Origin of the sequence: Pseudomonas atagonensis (genome assembly GCF_011369485.1) — a bacterium.
Lineage (GTDB): Bacteria > Pseudomonadota > Gammaproteobacteria > Pseudomonadales > Pseudomonadaceae > Aquipseudomonas > Aquipseudomonas atagonensis.
In genome coordinates this window covers 13,112-28,945 of record NZ_VXCA01000043.1, presented here as the reverse complement: position 1 = coordinate 28,945, position 15,834 = coordinate 13,112, and the positions used below count along the sequence as shown (strand labels likewise).

The following is a 15,834-nucleotide window of genomic DNA, read 5'->3' as shown; positions in this document are numbered from 1 at the left end:
TCTGTGTACCGCTCGTTTGTTGCGTTGTCAGTCGGGGGGGCGGGCCGCGGCCGGAAGAATTGCAATCGCTCAGTGACGAAGCCTGGCGCACCGCTGGCGACACCCGCGAACGCCTCGAACTGTTCGCCAGCCAACTGATCGAACAAACCCTTGACCCAGTGAACGAAACACTGTGGCGAGGGGGCTTGCCCCCGTTGAGTCGCGAAGCGGCTCCAAAAGACGGGACTGCTGCGCAGTCCAACGGGGGTAAACCCCCTCGCCACAAAAGCCCGCTCCCACAGGAACCGTGTTGGACTGAAGTCCACGCCATCCTCGAAAACCTGCGCGAAGTCGTCGCCCCACGTCTCGACGCCTGCGGCCCCGCCGAAATGCGCGGCCTGCTTGATGCCCTAAGCGGCCGTTTCGTGCCCGCCGGGCCGAGCGGTGCACCCAGTCGCGGACGTCTTGACGTGTTGCCGACCGGGCGCAATTTTTATTCGGTGGACGTGCGCAACCTGCCGACCACCACCGCGTGGCGCATCGGTTTTCAGTCGGCCACGTTGATCCTTGAGCGGCATCTGCAGGATCACGGCGATCACCTGCGCCAGCTCGGTCTGTCGGTGTGGGGCACGGCGACCATGCGCACCGGCGGCGATGACATTGCCCAGGCGATGGCATTGATGGGCGTGCGTCCAGTGTGGGCTACGGGCAGTCAGCGGGTCGATGATTTCGAGATTCTGCCGCTGAGCCTGCTCGACCGTCCGCGTGTCGATGTGACGCTGCGAGTCTCTGGATTTTTCCGCGACGCCTTCGCCAACCTGATCCGCCTGTTCGATGCAGCGGTGCAAGCAGTCGCCGCGCTGGACGAGCCGGACGATCTCAATCCATTGGCCGCCAAAGTCCGCGCCGAACGCGAGGCACTGTTGCAATCGGGTATCGATGAAGACGCTGCACGGCGTCAGGCCGGATGGCGGATCTTCGGCGCCAAACCGGGTGCCTACGGCGCAGGCGTGCAGGGCGCCATCGACGGTCGCCTGTGGCAGAGCCGCGAGGATCTCGCTGAGGTCTACCTTAATTGGGGCGCCTACGCCTATGGCGGCTCCGATGAAGGCACTGCCGCTCGCGAACAGTTCGTCCAGCGTTTGAGTCAGGTGCAAGCGGTGCTGCAAAACCAGGACAACCGCGAGCACGATTTACTCGACTCCAACGACTATTACCAGTTCCAGGGCGGCATGCTCGCCGCCGTGGAAACCCTGCGGGGCGAAGCGGCGGCCAGTTATCACGGCGATCACAGTCAGCCGGATTTGCCGAAGATCCGCACTTTGAAAGAAGAGCTGAACCGGGTGATCCGCTCCCGGGCGGCCAATCCGAAATGGATCGACGGGGTCAAACGCCACGGCTATAAAGGTGCGTTCGAACTGGCGGCGACGGTCGACAACCTGTTTGCCTTCGACGCCACCACGCAATTGATCAACGATCACCAGTACGCGTTGCTGGCCGATGCGTATCTGCTCGATCCGGCGACCCGCGATTTTGTCCGCGAGCACAATCCACATGCATTGCGCGACATGACCGAGCGCATGCTGGAGGCGCAGCAGCGCGGGATGTGGCAGGAACCGGGGGCTTATAAAGAGGCGCTGGAGAACCTGCTGCTGGATATAGAAGAAGAGAGCTGAGAATTGAACATGACCGACACCCCGCATTTCCCGCTCTCCGCCGTGGTCGGCGCCGATGACCTGAAGCTCGCCCTGTGTCTGACTGCCATCGACCCGAAAATCGGCGGCGTGCTGATCGAAGGCCCGCGCGGCATGGCCAAGTCGACGCTGGCCCGCGGTTTGGCCGATCTGCTCGCCAGTGGTCAGTTCGTCACCTTGCCGTTGGGCGCCACCGAAGAACGTCTGGTCGGCACACTCGACCTCGACGCCGCCCTAAGCGCCGGCCGCGCGCAGTTTTCTCCCGGTGTGCTGGCCAAGGCTGACGGCGGCGTGCTGTACGTCGATGAAGTGAATCTGCTGCCCGATCATCTGGTCGATCTGTTGCTTGATGTCGCCGCCAGCGGCACCAACCTGATCGAACGTGACGGAATTTCCCATCGGCATTCGGCGAAGTTTGTCCTGATTGGCACGATGAACCCGGAGGAGGGGGAGTTGCGCCCGCAGTTGCTNNTGCGGCGTGGCGGGGCGTTGCAGCGATTGCCGAGCAGGATATCGACGCAGTGGCCGAATTCGCCTTGCGCCATCGCCGCCGCGAACAGTCGATGCCGAGTGCGCAACAACCCGCGCAATCTTCGTCAGAGTCTCAAGCGCAGCCGAGCGAGGGGCAGGGCCAATGGGGCGACATGCCTGCACCGGCGCTTGCCACGGGCGCTCGTCGCGAAGTACCGAGCTGGCCAAAAAAGCCCTAGGCATTCGCCCCCGATCCGACGCGGGGGCGAATGCCAAACCCCGTGCCGGTCGCTTGAATAAAGGACGCCAGGGCCAACGTCAGACCGCGCGAAACGGTTCTGTGAACTGGCCGGCAACGCTGCTCAACGGCCGCCCGCAATCGCGCGCGGATTTGCTGTTTCAACTGCGCACCCGCTCGGCCCATGAGTTGTGGCTGGTGATCGTCGATGCCTCGGCGTCGACGCGTCGTCATCACGCCTTGAGCGATGCCAAGGGCTTGCTCGCGCAATTGTTCGACGACGCTTATCGTCAGCGCGCGCGACTGACCTTGCTGACGGCCAGTGGTTCGACGCCGAAATGGCAGGTGCAAGGGTTGAAAGCGTCTAGCGGTTTACGCATTTGGCTCGATGCTCTCGGCGCGGGCGGCGGCACGCCTTTGCGGGAGGCGTTGACGCAGGCGCAGCAATGGCTGGTGCAGCGACAAAAGCGCTTTCCTGCCGAGCAGCAGCGTTTGCTGGTGGTCACGGATGGACGGTTGAAGGCTGTGACGGGGCTAGCAGCAATGACTTGTCCCGGACTGTTGATCGACATTGAGCGCGGGCCGATCCGGTTGGGACGGGCGAAGGAACTGGCCGGGGCATTGGCAGCGGATTATCGGCATATTGATGAGCTGATTCCGCTCTGAGGATCTACGGTGCCTGAAAGGCACTCTTCGCGAGCAAACCCGCNNAGCGATGCGCGTTTTGGTCAGAAACCCTCAGGATGATTTTCGCGTCAAGGCCTACGCGGGTACCAATGGCGTGCTGCTGGCGATGGATCTGGCCGAACCCCGGCGCAAAGGCCTGCTGGGATTTGCCATTGAAAAGCAGCAGGGCAGCAAACCCTGGCTGTTTCTCTTCAACAGCCTGACATTCCCCGGCAAAGCCCACACGTTCCCACAGTTCCACGCGACACCGAGTGACAAGGCGCCGCTGCAGAAATTTCGCTGGGCCGATTACGCAGTGAATCCGGGCATGACGATTCACTATCGCGTCCACTTGGCTTATGGCACGCCGGATGCGCCGCAACTGGGTGAATCTCTCGAACTGACCGTCATCAGCGACGACGGTCATCCCGCCAATCAAAGTGTGATCTTCAACCGCGCAGTGGCCGCCAGCCAGGCATTTCAGCGCAAGTTTCCCGAACTCGACGCGCAGATCAGCGCTAACAAAAACATGCCCATCGAAGCCTGGCCCGACGCCGCCCGGCAATGGCTGGAGAACGGTTTGCTCGGGCGTCTGTTGGGGTTCATCGAGCGTGCGGTCGACGGCGAATGGGCGCTGGACATCGCGATCTACGAATACCAGTTGCAAGCGATCATCGATGCAGTCAACGCCGCGTTCGAGCGCGGCGTGAAGGTTCGCGTTCTCTACCACGCCAGAGCCGATGACGAAGACACTACGCTCAACGAGGCGAGCCTGGCCAGACTGCCCGCCGAGAGCAAGCGCGGGCGCGTCACGCACAACATCTTTCACAACAAGTACATCGTGCTAAGTCGGCTCGATGCGGCGGGTCAGCGCCAGCCTCAGGCGGTGTTGTGTGGCAGTACCAACTTCACCGCCAATGGCGTCTATCGCCAGGCCAACGTTGTGCACGTGCTGGACGATGAGACGATAGGCGCCAGTTATCTGCAAGTCTTCGAGCAGATCTGGGCGCTGCCCGACGACGTCGGTAAGACCCGCGACTGGATCACCGAACACAATCCGATGAACCCTTCGCAGCCACTGTTTGCCGGGTTTTCGCCACGCACGGGTGGCGGTGATCTTCGCGAATTCGTCGACATCATTGCGGCGGCGCGCAAGGACGTCCTGTTTGTCACGGCGTTCACGTTGCCCGACGCGATCCTCAACGCCTTGCTCGGCCAGCCGCACGACGACATTTTGCGGTTTGGCCTGCAAAACACTGCCAGCCGCATTACCGGGTTTCACGCCGACCGCACGGCGGAATTTGCCGCCACCGCGTTGCTCAACACCGGTCTTGAAGGCTGGTTGCGCGAGAACATGAAAGGCCAGAAGGGCAATTTGCTGGTGCACACCAAAGCGGTGGTCACCGATTTCACCTCGGACGCTCCGACCATCGTCAGCGGCAGCCACAACCTCAGTGCTTCGGCCAGTAACGGCAACGACGAAAATTACCTGATCATTCGTGGCGACATTGATCTGGCCGATCGCTATGGCCTGGAGCTGCTGCGGTTTTATGAGCATTACCGCTTTCGCTACTTTGCGAAGAAACTGGCGTTGAAGCAGGTCAGTCCGCTGGCGGTGGATGACCGCTGGACTCATGATTATTACGTTGAAGGGGATTTGCGGGCGCTGGCGCGGTTGCGCTTTGCCGGAAGGTAATCGTCTTCTCTCTGACGCCTTCGCGAGCAANNGCCGTCAGTAACGAACAATCTCCAGGCTTACAGATTTTGAAATGATTTCAGGCTGTGGGATTGGCCGATACAGACTGTACTCTCCAAGGCCATTTTTCATTCAGGATCTACATGAACACCCGCTCGGAGCCTCCCAGTCGTACCTTCCCTTCGCGCCATGGCGCGGTCTTGACGCACTCGCAGCATCCAGTCTTCCGACCACCGACTATCGTTGATAACGCGGCTTCAGAGCCTTCGCGTTGCACTTTGCCGTGTCCGGCAGCCTGAATTCACTGAAGAGAGACAGAGACATTTTATGGAATGGTTAGCGGATCCCACGGCCTGGTTAGGCTTGTTGACCTTGATCGTGCTGGAACTGGTGCTGGGTATCGACAACCTGGTGTTCATTGCAATCCTTGCCGACAAACTGCCGCCGCATCAGCGCGACCGCGCGCGAATCATCGGCCTGTCGCTGGCGCTGATCATGCGTCTGGGCCTGTTGGCGAGTATTTCCTGGCTGGTGACCCTCACGCAGCCGCTGTTCGAGGTGTTCGACAAGAGCTTCTCTGGCCGTGACTTGATCATGCTGTTCGGTGGCGTGTTCCTGTTGTTCAAAGCCACCATGGAGTTGCACGAACGTCTTGAAGGGCATGTTGGTGAACGTACCAGCAACACCGCTTATGCGCTGTTCTGGCCGATCGTTGCGCAGATTGTCGTGCTCGACGCGGTGTTCTCGCTGGACGCGGTGATTACCGCTGTGGGCATGGTCGATGAGCTGGCGGTAATGATGATCGCGGTGATCATCTCTATCGGTTTGATGATTGTCGCGAGCAAACCGTTGACGCGATTCGTCAACGCGCACCCGACGGTGATCATGCTGTGTCTGGGCTTTTTGATGATGATCGGTTTTGCCTTGACCGCCGAAGGTCTGGGCTTCCACATTCCGAAAGGTTACTTGTATGCCGCCATCGGCTTCTCGATCCTGATCGAAGTGTTCAACCAGATTGCCCGCGCCCGGCGCAAACGCTCGATGCAAGGCTTGCGCCCGATGCGTGAACGTACGGCTCATGCGGTGATGCGTTTGCTGGGCGGTCGCAAACTGGCGGTGGAGGAGGTTGGCGAGGAGATTTCCGATCTGCTCGACAACGGTGATGCGCCGAGCAGCGAACTGTTCGATCGTCGTGAACGGGTGATGATCAGCGGCGTGCTGCAACTGGCCGAACGACCGATCCGTGCCTTGATGACGGTGCGTGCCGATGTCGACACCATCGACCTGGCCGATGACGCCGAGACCATTCGTACAAAGTTGATGCATTCGTCCTACTCGCGCTTGCCGCTGATTCGCAACGGCGCGGTGGATGAGCCGTTGGGTTTCGTGCACAAGAAGGAATTGCTCAAGGAATACCTGGCCGGCACCGAGCCAAATCTGGAGCATCTGGCGCGCAAGACCATCAACTTGCTCGACAGCTATTCGATCCTTAATGCGCTTGAACAGATGCGCGCGGCGTCGACGCACATTGCGTTCGTGGTCAACGAGTTCGGTGATTTTGTCGGCGTATTGACCATGACCGATATCCTCGAGTCGATTGCCGGTGAATTGCCCGATGCCAGCGAAATCGACGGCCCGGACGTGGTCGAGGAGCAGGGCGGATTCATGGTCAGTGGCGCGTTGAACCTGACACGGGTACGCCAGCACACCGGATTCAGTGCGCAGCCGACCGAGGATTATCAGACGATGGCCGGGCTGGTGATGAGCTTGCTGGATCGCCTGCCGGTCATCGGTGACCGGCTGGAATACCAGGGTTGGGAATTGACGGTCAAAGCTGTCGAGGAACGGCGAGTGACGCGGGTGTTGCTGATGCCCGGGTCTGCGTAAGGCTTCAGATAAGTTTTGACCTGTTGCGGCCTCTTCGCGAGCAAGCNNTCGCGAATGCAATCTGTCAGACGCCGCTGGATCGCTGATAAAAGGTATAGCGATCCTTCCCCGTATGTTTTGACTCATACAACGCTTCATCGGCCTTGATCAGCGCCTGATTGAGGCTATCGCCGTCCTCCACCCGAGCCACGCCAATGCTGATGGTTACCGGGTGGTGGCTCGGTTGTTCGCGGACGACCCGGCACAATTCGCCGGCCAGAGTTTCGACATCTTCGCGGCGCACACCGGCCAGATAAATCGCAAACTCTTCGCCACCCAGCCGTGCGTATTCAAAGCGCGCCATGACCGCTTTGATATCCGCCGCAATCCGCTTGAGCACTTCATCTCCGATGTCGTGACCGTAAACATCATTCACTTTCTTGAAATTATCAATGTCGATCATCGCCAGGTAATGGTCATGTTCGCGGGGGACGGCTTGCCGGCATTTTTCGGCGCGGGTCATGAACGAGCGGCGGTTGGGGATTTCCGTGAGCGTGTCGTTGTAGGCCTGATCCAGCAGCAGTCGGGACATGATGTAGTTGTACAGCTTGGCCTCGCGCAGTTTCAGGAAGGTGTAGATCGTCAGCGAGCAGAGAAACACGCTGTAGCAGATGGTCATCACGCCTTTGAGCTCGAAAAACTCGACCCCGGTGTGCATGAACGGGTTGAGCATCAGCCAGGTAACGATCTGCGCGGCGAAGAACGACCAGCGACTCAGCGGCAACACCGAAGCACTGTAAAGCGTGGTGGAGGCCGCGAGCACCAGCCAGATGCCATGAAAGTTCGGCGGCAGGCCGTCGATCACCAGCCTGATACCCAGCGTGATCACGAACACGAACGTCAGGTTCAGCCAGTCAAAGTGGCGAGCCTTGCGCGTGAACGTCAACACCACGGCCAGCACCGCNNTCGAAGGCCAGCCAGATGCCCATGCTGGCCAGATAGATCAACAGGCAGAACGAATGCAGTCGTTCGAACTCGTGCTGAATAAACTCTTCCCACACCTCGGTGGGAGCGGTTTTCTTCAGGACTTCGTCTTCAATGGTTTTGTACATCGCTGCCCTGATGATTGCGCTGGTTGTCGAGGATCACCCGCCCCCATGGCCGGTAACGCAGGGAAAACGTTGCCCCCGGATGGCAACCGGTTTGCGAGGCGTCCGGTGCCGCCGGTTCGGCGCGGAAGGGCTGGCCCTCGCTACTCACCTGACGAAACGCCTCGCGCACGATGCCCACGGAGCAGGGTAGTGCACTGGCATAACCGTTGCGAACCAGTGGCGCCAGACGTCCGGTACCGGCGCCGTCCTGCCACCAGACTTGAACGCCCACGGTACTCATCTCAGCCAGCCACTGCGCGTTGACGGCAGGCGCAAGCTTGCCGGTACTGAAAACGCTGACGTGCAGGGGCGCGTCGAGTTTGCCGGCGAAGTCCTTGAGTTGACGCTGCAGCGTTGCTCGTCGATCCGCCGCCAGGAAGTGCAAGTCATCGAGTTCCAGCGGCAGGTACCAACCGCTGACTGGCAACTTCCATTCCTTGCGCAGCTTTTGTTGCTGCGCCAGCGATCGCCCCAGTTGCGCCTGCCAGTACATGGCGAGGCCGGAAGTGTCGAGTTCATCAATGCGCTGGTAATAGGCCGGATCCATCTTCAGCCCCAGCACCAGTTGCAGCCCTTGTTGCCGCGCCTGCCTCAGACTGTTGGCGAGCCAGCCATTGGCGCCGCCGAACTGCGCATCGCCGTACGCCGTCCACTGCACGATCACGGTGCGCGTGCCTTGCTTCGCCGTGTCCTGCCAGACCTTTTGCCACTGCGCGTGGCTGAGAGTGGCGTCGACATTGAGCGGTTGATAGAACACTCGCTCATCGGCTCTCGCGGCAAACGTGCCCAGCAGCAGGCAGAAAAACAACATCCATCGAGCCATCAGAAATTCCACTCCACACCCAGCAACACACCGTTGCCGCCTTCATACAGATTGCCGCCCAGCGACTGTTGATACTCGGTACGCACGGTCAGCTTCGAGCGGTAAGCGTTATAGCGGTCATCGTCGTACCACCACTGCCAGCGCAGACCGACACCGGCGCGCAGATCCTGACGCCAATCGTTACTCGGATCCTGACTGGCAAATTCGAGGAAGCCGTACGGCATGATCGTTTGTGCGCCGTGGAACGGCAGTTTCCACGCGTGACCTTGCTGGAAGCGCGACAGCCACTGATGGTCGCCAGCCTTGGTCCACCAGGCGGCGTCGAGGTAGAGGAAGCGTTCATCCCATTCGCTTTCGTCGACGCGCCAATCGTTGCGGTACTTGCCTTGGTCTAGGAATGAAGCCGTTGCGCGTAGCAAATAATCAGTGCTGGTGTGACCGTCCTGACGGTGGTCATCCAGTTGATCGGAGAGCTTGTCCGGGTTGATCAACTGGCCGAGGCTCAAACCATGGTTGTCCTGATCACCGAACTGGCTCTGTTTGTAGATCTCACCGTAGAAGTTGATGTTCTGCGTCCCCCACGGTTTGTAGCGCAGACCGACGCCCGCCGCGACGGACTCGGCGTAACTGGAACGGCTTTGTCCACCGAGCAATACACGCCCGTAAACCGACAGTGTGCTACCAGCGCGGCTTGGCTCTTCGCCAAGGGCGTGATCCCACATGGCGACTTGCACGTTTTGCGAGTTGGGGCTGCGGTGTGAGCCTTTGCTGTCATCGTCACGCAGAAAGTCGTTCGTCGATACCCCGGCCGGTGACCACGTACTAGCGATCGTGAAGCTGTCACGTCGTGACAGGGCTTCATGGGCGCGACGCTGACGGTAACGCCGCGCTTCCATGCTGCCGTCCTCATCGTCGGCTGCCACCGGGTGCTGTTCGAGGTCGATGACCCGACGTAACTCCTTGCGAGCGGAAGCGCTGTCGGCGACTTCGTCGTATCGCCAGGCCANNTCTGTGGATCGCGACGCACCGCCTCAGCCAGCCAGGCGTTGCTTTGCGGCAAGTCACCGGCCTTTTGCGCGGTGACGGAAGCTGCATAGAAATGCCCGGCATCCGGGGCTTTCTGCAAGGCCTGACGCTGACGTTCAAGTGCCTGCGCATGATCGCCTCGAGCGTCAGCGATTGCCGCACCCAACGCCCATTCATTGGCCCCTCGGGTGCTGCTCTGTTGCCAGAAACGTTCTGAGCTTTGGCTGTCGCCGGCATTCAGCGCACTGCGGCTGGCGGTCAGGCGTGCGTTATCACTGAGTTCGGCCAGCGCAATGCTGCGCCAGATCGTCAACGCTCCGGCGGAATCGCCTGCCGCCTCCAGCGCGTAGGCCAGCGGTAAGCGGCTGCTTTTGTCGCCGAGTTTTTCCGCCTGCTGATAATAGACCACGGCTTCACCGGGGCGCTCAGGCATAGCGCAACGACCGAGTGCACGATAGTCGCCGACGGCTTGCGGGTGACTGCCAATGGCCTGTTGCACAACGTCGCACTGACCTTTTTCTGCCAGTTGCGCAAGCAATTGGCCGCGCGTGCTGGCGTCGACATGGCTCAGTAGTGAGGCCATGCGCCGTTGCTGTGCAGGCGTCGGATCGGGTGTGGAGGCGTAGAGACTGGCCAGGCGTTGCAACGCCGGCGCAGGCAGGCGCCCACCATGACGGTCATAGGCGTCCTCGAGAAGTTGCTGCGCGTTTGCGCGGTCACCACTGTTGAACGCCAGAAAACTCGCCTGATTCAGCGACGCGAGATTGCCGGTCTGGCGGTAATGGTATTCCCACAGCGTTTGTTCTTCCGTGCGCCGGCCCATGCGCTGGGCCAGTTCAGCCCGACGTTTGACCACTGCCGGGGTTTGCTCCTGGCCGGCCAGCCAGACCATCACTCGCGAGTTCTGGCCTTGTTCCTGCCAGACATCCACCAGATGCGCCTGACGACGGCTGTTCCACGGTTCCGGCAAAGGGGTGTTTTGCAGATGATCCGTGGCTTGCAGACGTTGCGCGAGGACCAGCCATGATTGCGGATCATCGGCTGGCTGGCAACGGCGCAATTGCGTGAGTGCCGCTTCAGGATCGTGACGAGACAGCCAGTCGGCGGTCTCCAGGCAAGGGCGCTGCAAGTCGTCGCTCAGACGTTGTACGGTCGGCACGTCGTCGGTCTGCCGGGCCAGCTCCCAAAGACGCTGACGTTGCGCCGGATCAGCGAGGTCGGCGGCAGGCAGCGACTGCAACCAGCGCTGTGCCTGTTGATCCTGACCCAGGGCGATGGCGCGATCGACCATCGCCAGACGTACCTGGCGTGCGGCTTGCGGGCTTGGCGCCTGTTCGAGCAATTGCTGCAACGGTTTTTCGTCGAGGCGTTGCACGTAGGCGTTGGCCAGACGTTGCCAGCCTTCGGCATCCAGTTGTTTACGCGCGGCCAGCGGCGCCAGTTGTTCAATCGTGCCGCTCCAGTCGCGCAATTGTTCCGACCAGTTGGCGCGGGCCAGGCGCAGAATGTTGTCATCGCCCTTGGGCGCCAGTTGCGCCAGCCAGTCATGCGCTTTGGCGGCGCCGCCAAATTTGGCCAGGCTCAGGCTGTAGGCCTGCCACAAACGTACGCGGTCGTTGAGGCTGCTGGTGGCCATCCATTGTTCAACCTGCGTGCTGCCCGGTGGGTCCTGTTCGATCCAGGTCAGGCGCAAATCAAGCAGCGCCTCGCTGTCATTCGGCAAGGCCTGAATGGCTTCTTTATAGTGGCGCTGTTTGGCCAGCGACTGCACCAGCAGCGCTCGCGCCTCGTCATTTTTCGGGACTTTTTCGAGCAGATGGCGCATCAGCCGTTCGACTTCTTTCCAGTTTCCCTTTTTCGCCTCGCGATAGCTGCGATCCATGTACGGGTAGCTGCGGAACTGTTCGAATTCGCTCAACGGTGCGGCGTGCAGTGGATACGCGACGCTCAGGCCCAGCAACAGACTGCCCATTAATAGAGTGTGACGTTGCCCAGGCTTCATGCGACCTCCCCGACGATGCGGTAAGCCGCTTGTTGTTCACTGGCCTGATCGGCCAATGCCTGTTCGAGCACTTGCCGGGTGATCATGCCGCGTGAAATCAGGTGTTCACCGAGGGACATGTTCTCGGCATCAAAATCGATCAATGCCTGATTGAACAGGGTCGGCGGCACCATCCCGCGTACTTGCAGCAAGTTGCCCAGCAATACCTGATGGCGGCTGACACGCTCAAGCAAGGCTTCATCGTCCTGATGACGCTCCAGCACCTCAAGCATATGGCGCACTTCCTCTCTCTGATTGGGGCTGGCGTACCAGTAGCGAATCCCCAACGTAACCCGGCCCTGTGGCGCCAGACGGCTGCGCACGGGGCGTTTCAACTGGCGGCTGATGGCGCCGAGCGAGACCTGACTGACCGGGCCTTCGGAGGCCAGCACCAGGGTGTCGCCTTCTTCAGCAACTGGCAGCACGCCGTAGTGCGAGGCAACCCGGCGCGGAACCGCATCGATCAGGCGCTTGTCCAGTTTGAACGGATTAAGCGGCGCCCACTCCAGCTCCAGTTGCTCCGCCAGTTCTTCGACCAGTTGTGTACTGGTGATGTATTCGCGCAGCAGCAGTTCGCGGCCCAGACGCCGGCGCACCGGGCTGGTGATCGCCGCTTCCAGTTGTTCTTCAGTGAGCAGACCTTTTTCCACCAGACGATGGCCCAGTGGTACACGCTGTGCCTTGGTCAGTGCGGGGAATTCGTGAGTGGTCTTGTCCCACGCCACGCGGCGGGAGTCGCCCATTTCCATGACCTGGCGCAGTGCGCGCAGGTTGGCGAAGAAGTTGACGAAGTTGCTCCACATCATGCGTGGCGCCGAGAGCAGGCCCTCCACCAGACCGTAGTAACGGGTGACGAACCAGCCGCGCTGAAACAGACGGTTGAGCAGCATGAAGCCGTTAAGCCATAGCAGCACCGAGAGCAACGAGCTGTCCGACAGGATTGACGGGTAACGCCACGATTCAGGGGAAATCACCGTCACCAGCCACATGGCGATCAGCACCACAAACAGCAGGTTGACCAGAAAACTCAGCATGTAGGCGATCAACCCGCGACGGTCGCGCCAGAGGAAATAATTAAGCAGCCCGGTGCGGCTCCAGCCAAGGTTCTTGGTGCCTTGAAACACGATGCCGACAATCCAGCGGGATTTCTGCCGGATCGCGTGTTGCAAGTCCCGCGGGAAATGCTCGCGCACGCAGATCACTTGGGAGAACTCGCGGTTCATGCCCAGTACCCACGGTTGCTCCAGTGCCAGTTTCGGATCACTGACCGAGTAGCGGGCGAAGATGCATTTCATGCCTTTCTGTTTCAGGCGGAAACCGATGTCGTAGTCTTCGGTGAGACTCTGCACGTCGAACGCAATCCCGTCGCCGTCCTCAAGCAGGGCGCTGATGGCCTTGCGGCTGAAGCACGTGCCGACACCGGCGCTCGGCACCTGACCAGTCAGGGCCTCGCGGACGATAACGTCCTTGCCGTGGTTCTCGGCGAACTCATCGACATAGTGGCCGGCAGTAAATCCTTTCCATTCCGGCGCGTACGGATAGACCGGGATCTGAATCAGGTCTTTGTTCGGCAACAGATAGTTGTAGAGGCGCAATTCCATCGGCGAAATCACGTCCTCGGCGTCATGCAGGATGAAACCGGCGAACTGGATTTTTGCTTCGCTTTCAAAACGCAGAATCGCGTCGATGATGTTGTTCAGGCAATCGGCCTTGCTGGTCGGGCCGGGGCGGGCGCAGACCACTTTGTGCACGTTGGGATAGTGCAGGCAAACCGCGTCGACATCCGCCTGGGTTTCGGCGTCGTTGGGGTAGGTGCCGACGAAAATCTGGTAGTTCTCGTAGTCGATGGTCGAGGCGGCCAGGCGCGCCATTTCACCGACCACACCGACTTCGTTCCATGCCGGCACCATGATTGCCAAGGGTTTTTCGGGGATGGCGTACAGGCGTGCTTCATCGGCACGTTCGAACTTTTCATAGATCCGCCAGCGCCGGATCAGTTTGCGAGACCAGTAGACGAGGTCAATGAACAGGTCATCCAGACCGAGGATGAACATCAACAGGGCGAGGGCAATCGCCACATATTTGAGACCGAACAGCACATACGCAAAAAAGTCGACCCAACCCAGACTCATACGCCGTTACCCGCCGCCGAGCGTGTGCTCAACCAGGCGTGCAGGCGGGTGGCGATCAGTTCGCTGGCGTGACCGTCGCCATAAGGGAAATGCACGCGACTCATGCGCGCGTAGGTGTCCGGGTCGTCCAGCAGTTGTCGGGCTTCCTTGACGATGCGCGCCTTGTCGGTGCCGACCAGCAGCATCGTGCCGCTTTCCAGCACGGACGGCCGCTCGGTGACGTCGCGCAATACCAGCAGGGGTTTGCCGATGGCCGGAGCTTCTTCCTGCACGCCGCCGGAGTCGGTCAGGATGAAATGCGCGCGGCCCATCAGCCAGACGAAGTTCGGGTAATCCTGTGGCGGAACAAGGTAGATATTCGGTTTGTCGGCGAGCATGCCGTACACCACTTCCTGCACCAGCGGGTTGAGGTGCACCGGATAGACAAATTGCACGTCCGGGTATTGCTCGGCCAGCTCAGCCAACGCCTGGCAAATATTACGGAAACCGTCGCCGAGATTTTCCCGTCGATGGCTGGTGACCAGAATCATCCGGCGCTGATCATCAATCGCCGCCAGAGGCGAATCGGCGGAAGGATGCCAGTCGATTTCCTGCTGGTGCTTGCGCATCCACAGCAAGGCATCGATCACGGTGTTGCCGGTGATTTCAATGTTGTCTTCGGGCACGCCTTCACGCAGCAGATTGGCGGCGGACTTGGAGGTCGGCGGGAAGTGCAGGTCGGTAATCACGCCGGTCAGGCGTCGATTCGCTTCCTCGGGCCAGGGCGCGCGCAGGTTGCCGGTACGCAAACCGGCTTCGACGTGACCGATAGGCAACTGGCGATTGAAGGCGGCGAGGGCCGCGATGAAGCTGGTGGTGGTATCGCCGTGTACCAGCACTATGTCCGGTTTGACCCCCCCGTAGGCCTGATCGAGCTGGGCGAGCAGATGTTGCGACAGACCGTTCAGGGTCTGGCCCTGGGTCATGACTTGCAGGTCTTCGTCGACCTTCAGTTCGAATGCGTCCAGCACCTGAGTGAGCATCTCGCGATGCTGGCCGGTGGAGCAGATGCTGAGTGTGATGTCGGGCCACTGACGCAGAACCCGGGCCAGCGGGGCCATTTTGATGGCCTCCGGGCGAGTACCGAAAACCATCATGACTTTAAAGGACATTGACCCCTCCTGGGACGAAGCAAGGCTGCGACCAGAGGGCCGGCAGCACTTATCTCTTTCTGAGAAATAAAGAAAAGCAGCCGGATGGGAGCTTGTCCAATCCGGCTTCGAGGCTAGTTGTTACAGATCAATTGGAACGGCAGTGCCATTACCTGATGGCTCTTAGGTGGCACTTTCAGGAAAAGTTCCATCGTTTTGCGCGGGGGATGGTGCAGAGACTTCGCAGAGTCTGGTAAAGCCAGGCAGTGTCATGTCTTGGTTGGTGCTGAACGGGCGCAGTTTTGATCTTGCCGATGTAGCGAATAAAGGATTGCTCCAGCATTTCCTCATCGCCGATTCCTTTCAAATGCTCCAGCAGTTTTCCGTTCTTGTAGAGCAGGATTGTCGGGAAACCAGTCACACGCTCGTGTCTGGGTGACTTGTCGACATCAAGCATGTAGCTGTCGGCCCAGGGTTTGAAACCTTCGGCAATCTGTCGGAATACCGGGCTGGCCCAATGACAGGCGGGGCAATGTTCGCTGTAGAAATACAAAGCCACCAGCCTTCTGGTCTTCAAGGCTTTGCGATAGGCGGGCGCAAGGGTCGAGTATTCGGATGTCGAGCGCATGGAGACTTACCTGTTCGTCGGTTCCGGATGAAGCTGACGGTAAGGCAGGTAACGCTTCGGCGGCTACTGTCAGAGTTGACAGGTGCCGAGCGCGATTTTTTGTGCGTCGCGCACCGAAATGTGGCCCCGGTACTCGCTCTGTGTAGCCAACGGTAGCGCGGGTTGGTGACACCTCGCGTAACACGGGCTCCACCCTTCTTTTTATCTCTTTGATTCAAAACAAATTTCAATCCATTGCGGATTCCCCGCGAATCCTGTGGCACACTTTCTGCTGTCTATTCCGTAGTAACAAA

Annotated in this window: 8 protein-coding genes and 3 pseudogenes; 5 read left to right on the top strand and 6 right to left on the bottom strand. The window is 60.1% G+C overall.

Annotated features, from left to right (window positions below; genetic code table 11):
* The 5 genes and pseudogenes from F2P67_RS25715 to F2P67_RS25695 all read left to right on the top strand — a co-directional run.
* Positions 1 to 1,655, top strand: a 1,655-nt coding sequence (locus F2P67_RS25715; RefSeq protein WP_246226558.1) for a cobaltochelatase subunit CobN, incomplete at its 5' end; no start/stop codon positions are given.
* A 9-nt stretch (positions 1,656 to 1,664) separates the two neighbouring features.
* Positions 1,665 to 2,383, top strand: a pseudogene (locus F2P67_RS25710) (AAA family ATPase).
* The gene (locus F2P67_RS25705) at positions 2,308 to 3,048 is read left to right on the top strand and encodes a vWA domain-containing protein (protein WP_166225507.1); all 741 of its coding nucleotides are present in this window, start codon (positions 2,308 to 2,310) and stop codon (positions 3,046 to 3,048) included. Before F2P67_RS25710 ends, F2P67_RS25705 begins: the two are co-directional and overlap by 76 nt.
* 49 nt (positions 3,049 to 3,097) lie before the next feature.
* On the top strand, positions 3,098 to 4,744 hold the full coding sequence (locus tag F2P67_RS25700; RefSeq protein ID WP_166225504.1) for a phospholipase D-like domain-containing protein: 1,647 nt from the start codon (positions 3,098 to 3,100) through the stop codon (positions 4,742 to 4,744).
* Between the two features lie 327 nt (positions 4,745 to 5,071).
* On the top strand, positions 5,072 to 6,631 hold the full coding sequence (locus F2P67_RS25695) for a TerC family protein (RefSeq protein WP_166225501.1): 1,560 nt from the start codon (positions 5,072 to 5,074) through the stop codon (positions 6,629 to 6,631).
* 64 nt (positions 6,632 to 6,695) lie between these two features.
* On the opposite strand, the pseudogene F2P67_RS25690 reads toward F2P67_RS25695, so the two are convergent.
* The 6 genes and pseudogenes from F2P67_RS25690 to F2P67_RS25665 form a co-directional block, all read right to left on the bottom strand.
* Positions 6,696 to 7,722, bottom strand: a pseudogene (locus F2P67_RS25690) (GGDEF domain-containing protein).
* Entirely contained in the window at positions 7,706 to 8,584 is an 879-nt protein-coding gene (locus tag F2P67_RS25685) for a DUF4434 family protein (protein ID WP_166225498.1), read from the bottom strand. The pseudogene F2P67_RS25690 and the gene F2P67_RS25685 overlap by 17 nt, the downstream one beginning before the upstream one ends.
* Positions 8,584 to 11,612 (bottom strand): annotated as a pseudogene (locus tag F2P67_RS25680) (NfrA family protein). The gene F2P67_RS25685 and the pseudogene F2P67_RS25680 overlap by 1 nt, the downstream one beginning before the upstream one ends.
* A complete protein-coding gene (nfrB, locus tag F2P67_RS25675) occupies positions 11,609 to 13,783 on the bottom strand; it encodes a cyclic di-3',5'-guanylate-activated glycosyltransferase NfrB (protein WP_166225495.1) in 2,175 nt (724 codons plus the stop codon). The pseudogene F2P67_RS25680 and the gene nfrB overlap by 4 nt, the downstream one beginning before the upstream one ends.
* On the bottom strand, positions 13,780 to 14,934 hold the full coding sequence (gene wecB / locus F2P67_RS25670) for a non-hydrolyzing UDP-N-acetylglucosamine 2-epimerase (protein WP_166225492.1): 1,155 nt from the start codon (positions 14,932 to 14,934) through the stop codon (positions 13,780 to 13,782). Before wecB ends, nfrB begins: the two co-directional genes overlap by 4 nt.
* 175 nt (positions 14,935 to 15,109) lie before the next feature.
* Positions 15,110 to 15,541 (bottom strand): thioredoxin family protein, encoded by a 432-nt coding sequence (locus F2P67_RS25665; protein ID WP_166225489.1) that lies wholly within the window; start codon positions 15,539 to 15,541, stop codon positions 15,110 to 15,112.
* Between the last annotated feature and the right edge of the window lie 293 nt (positions 15,542 to 15,834).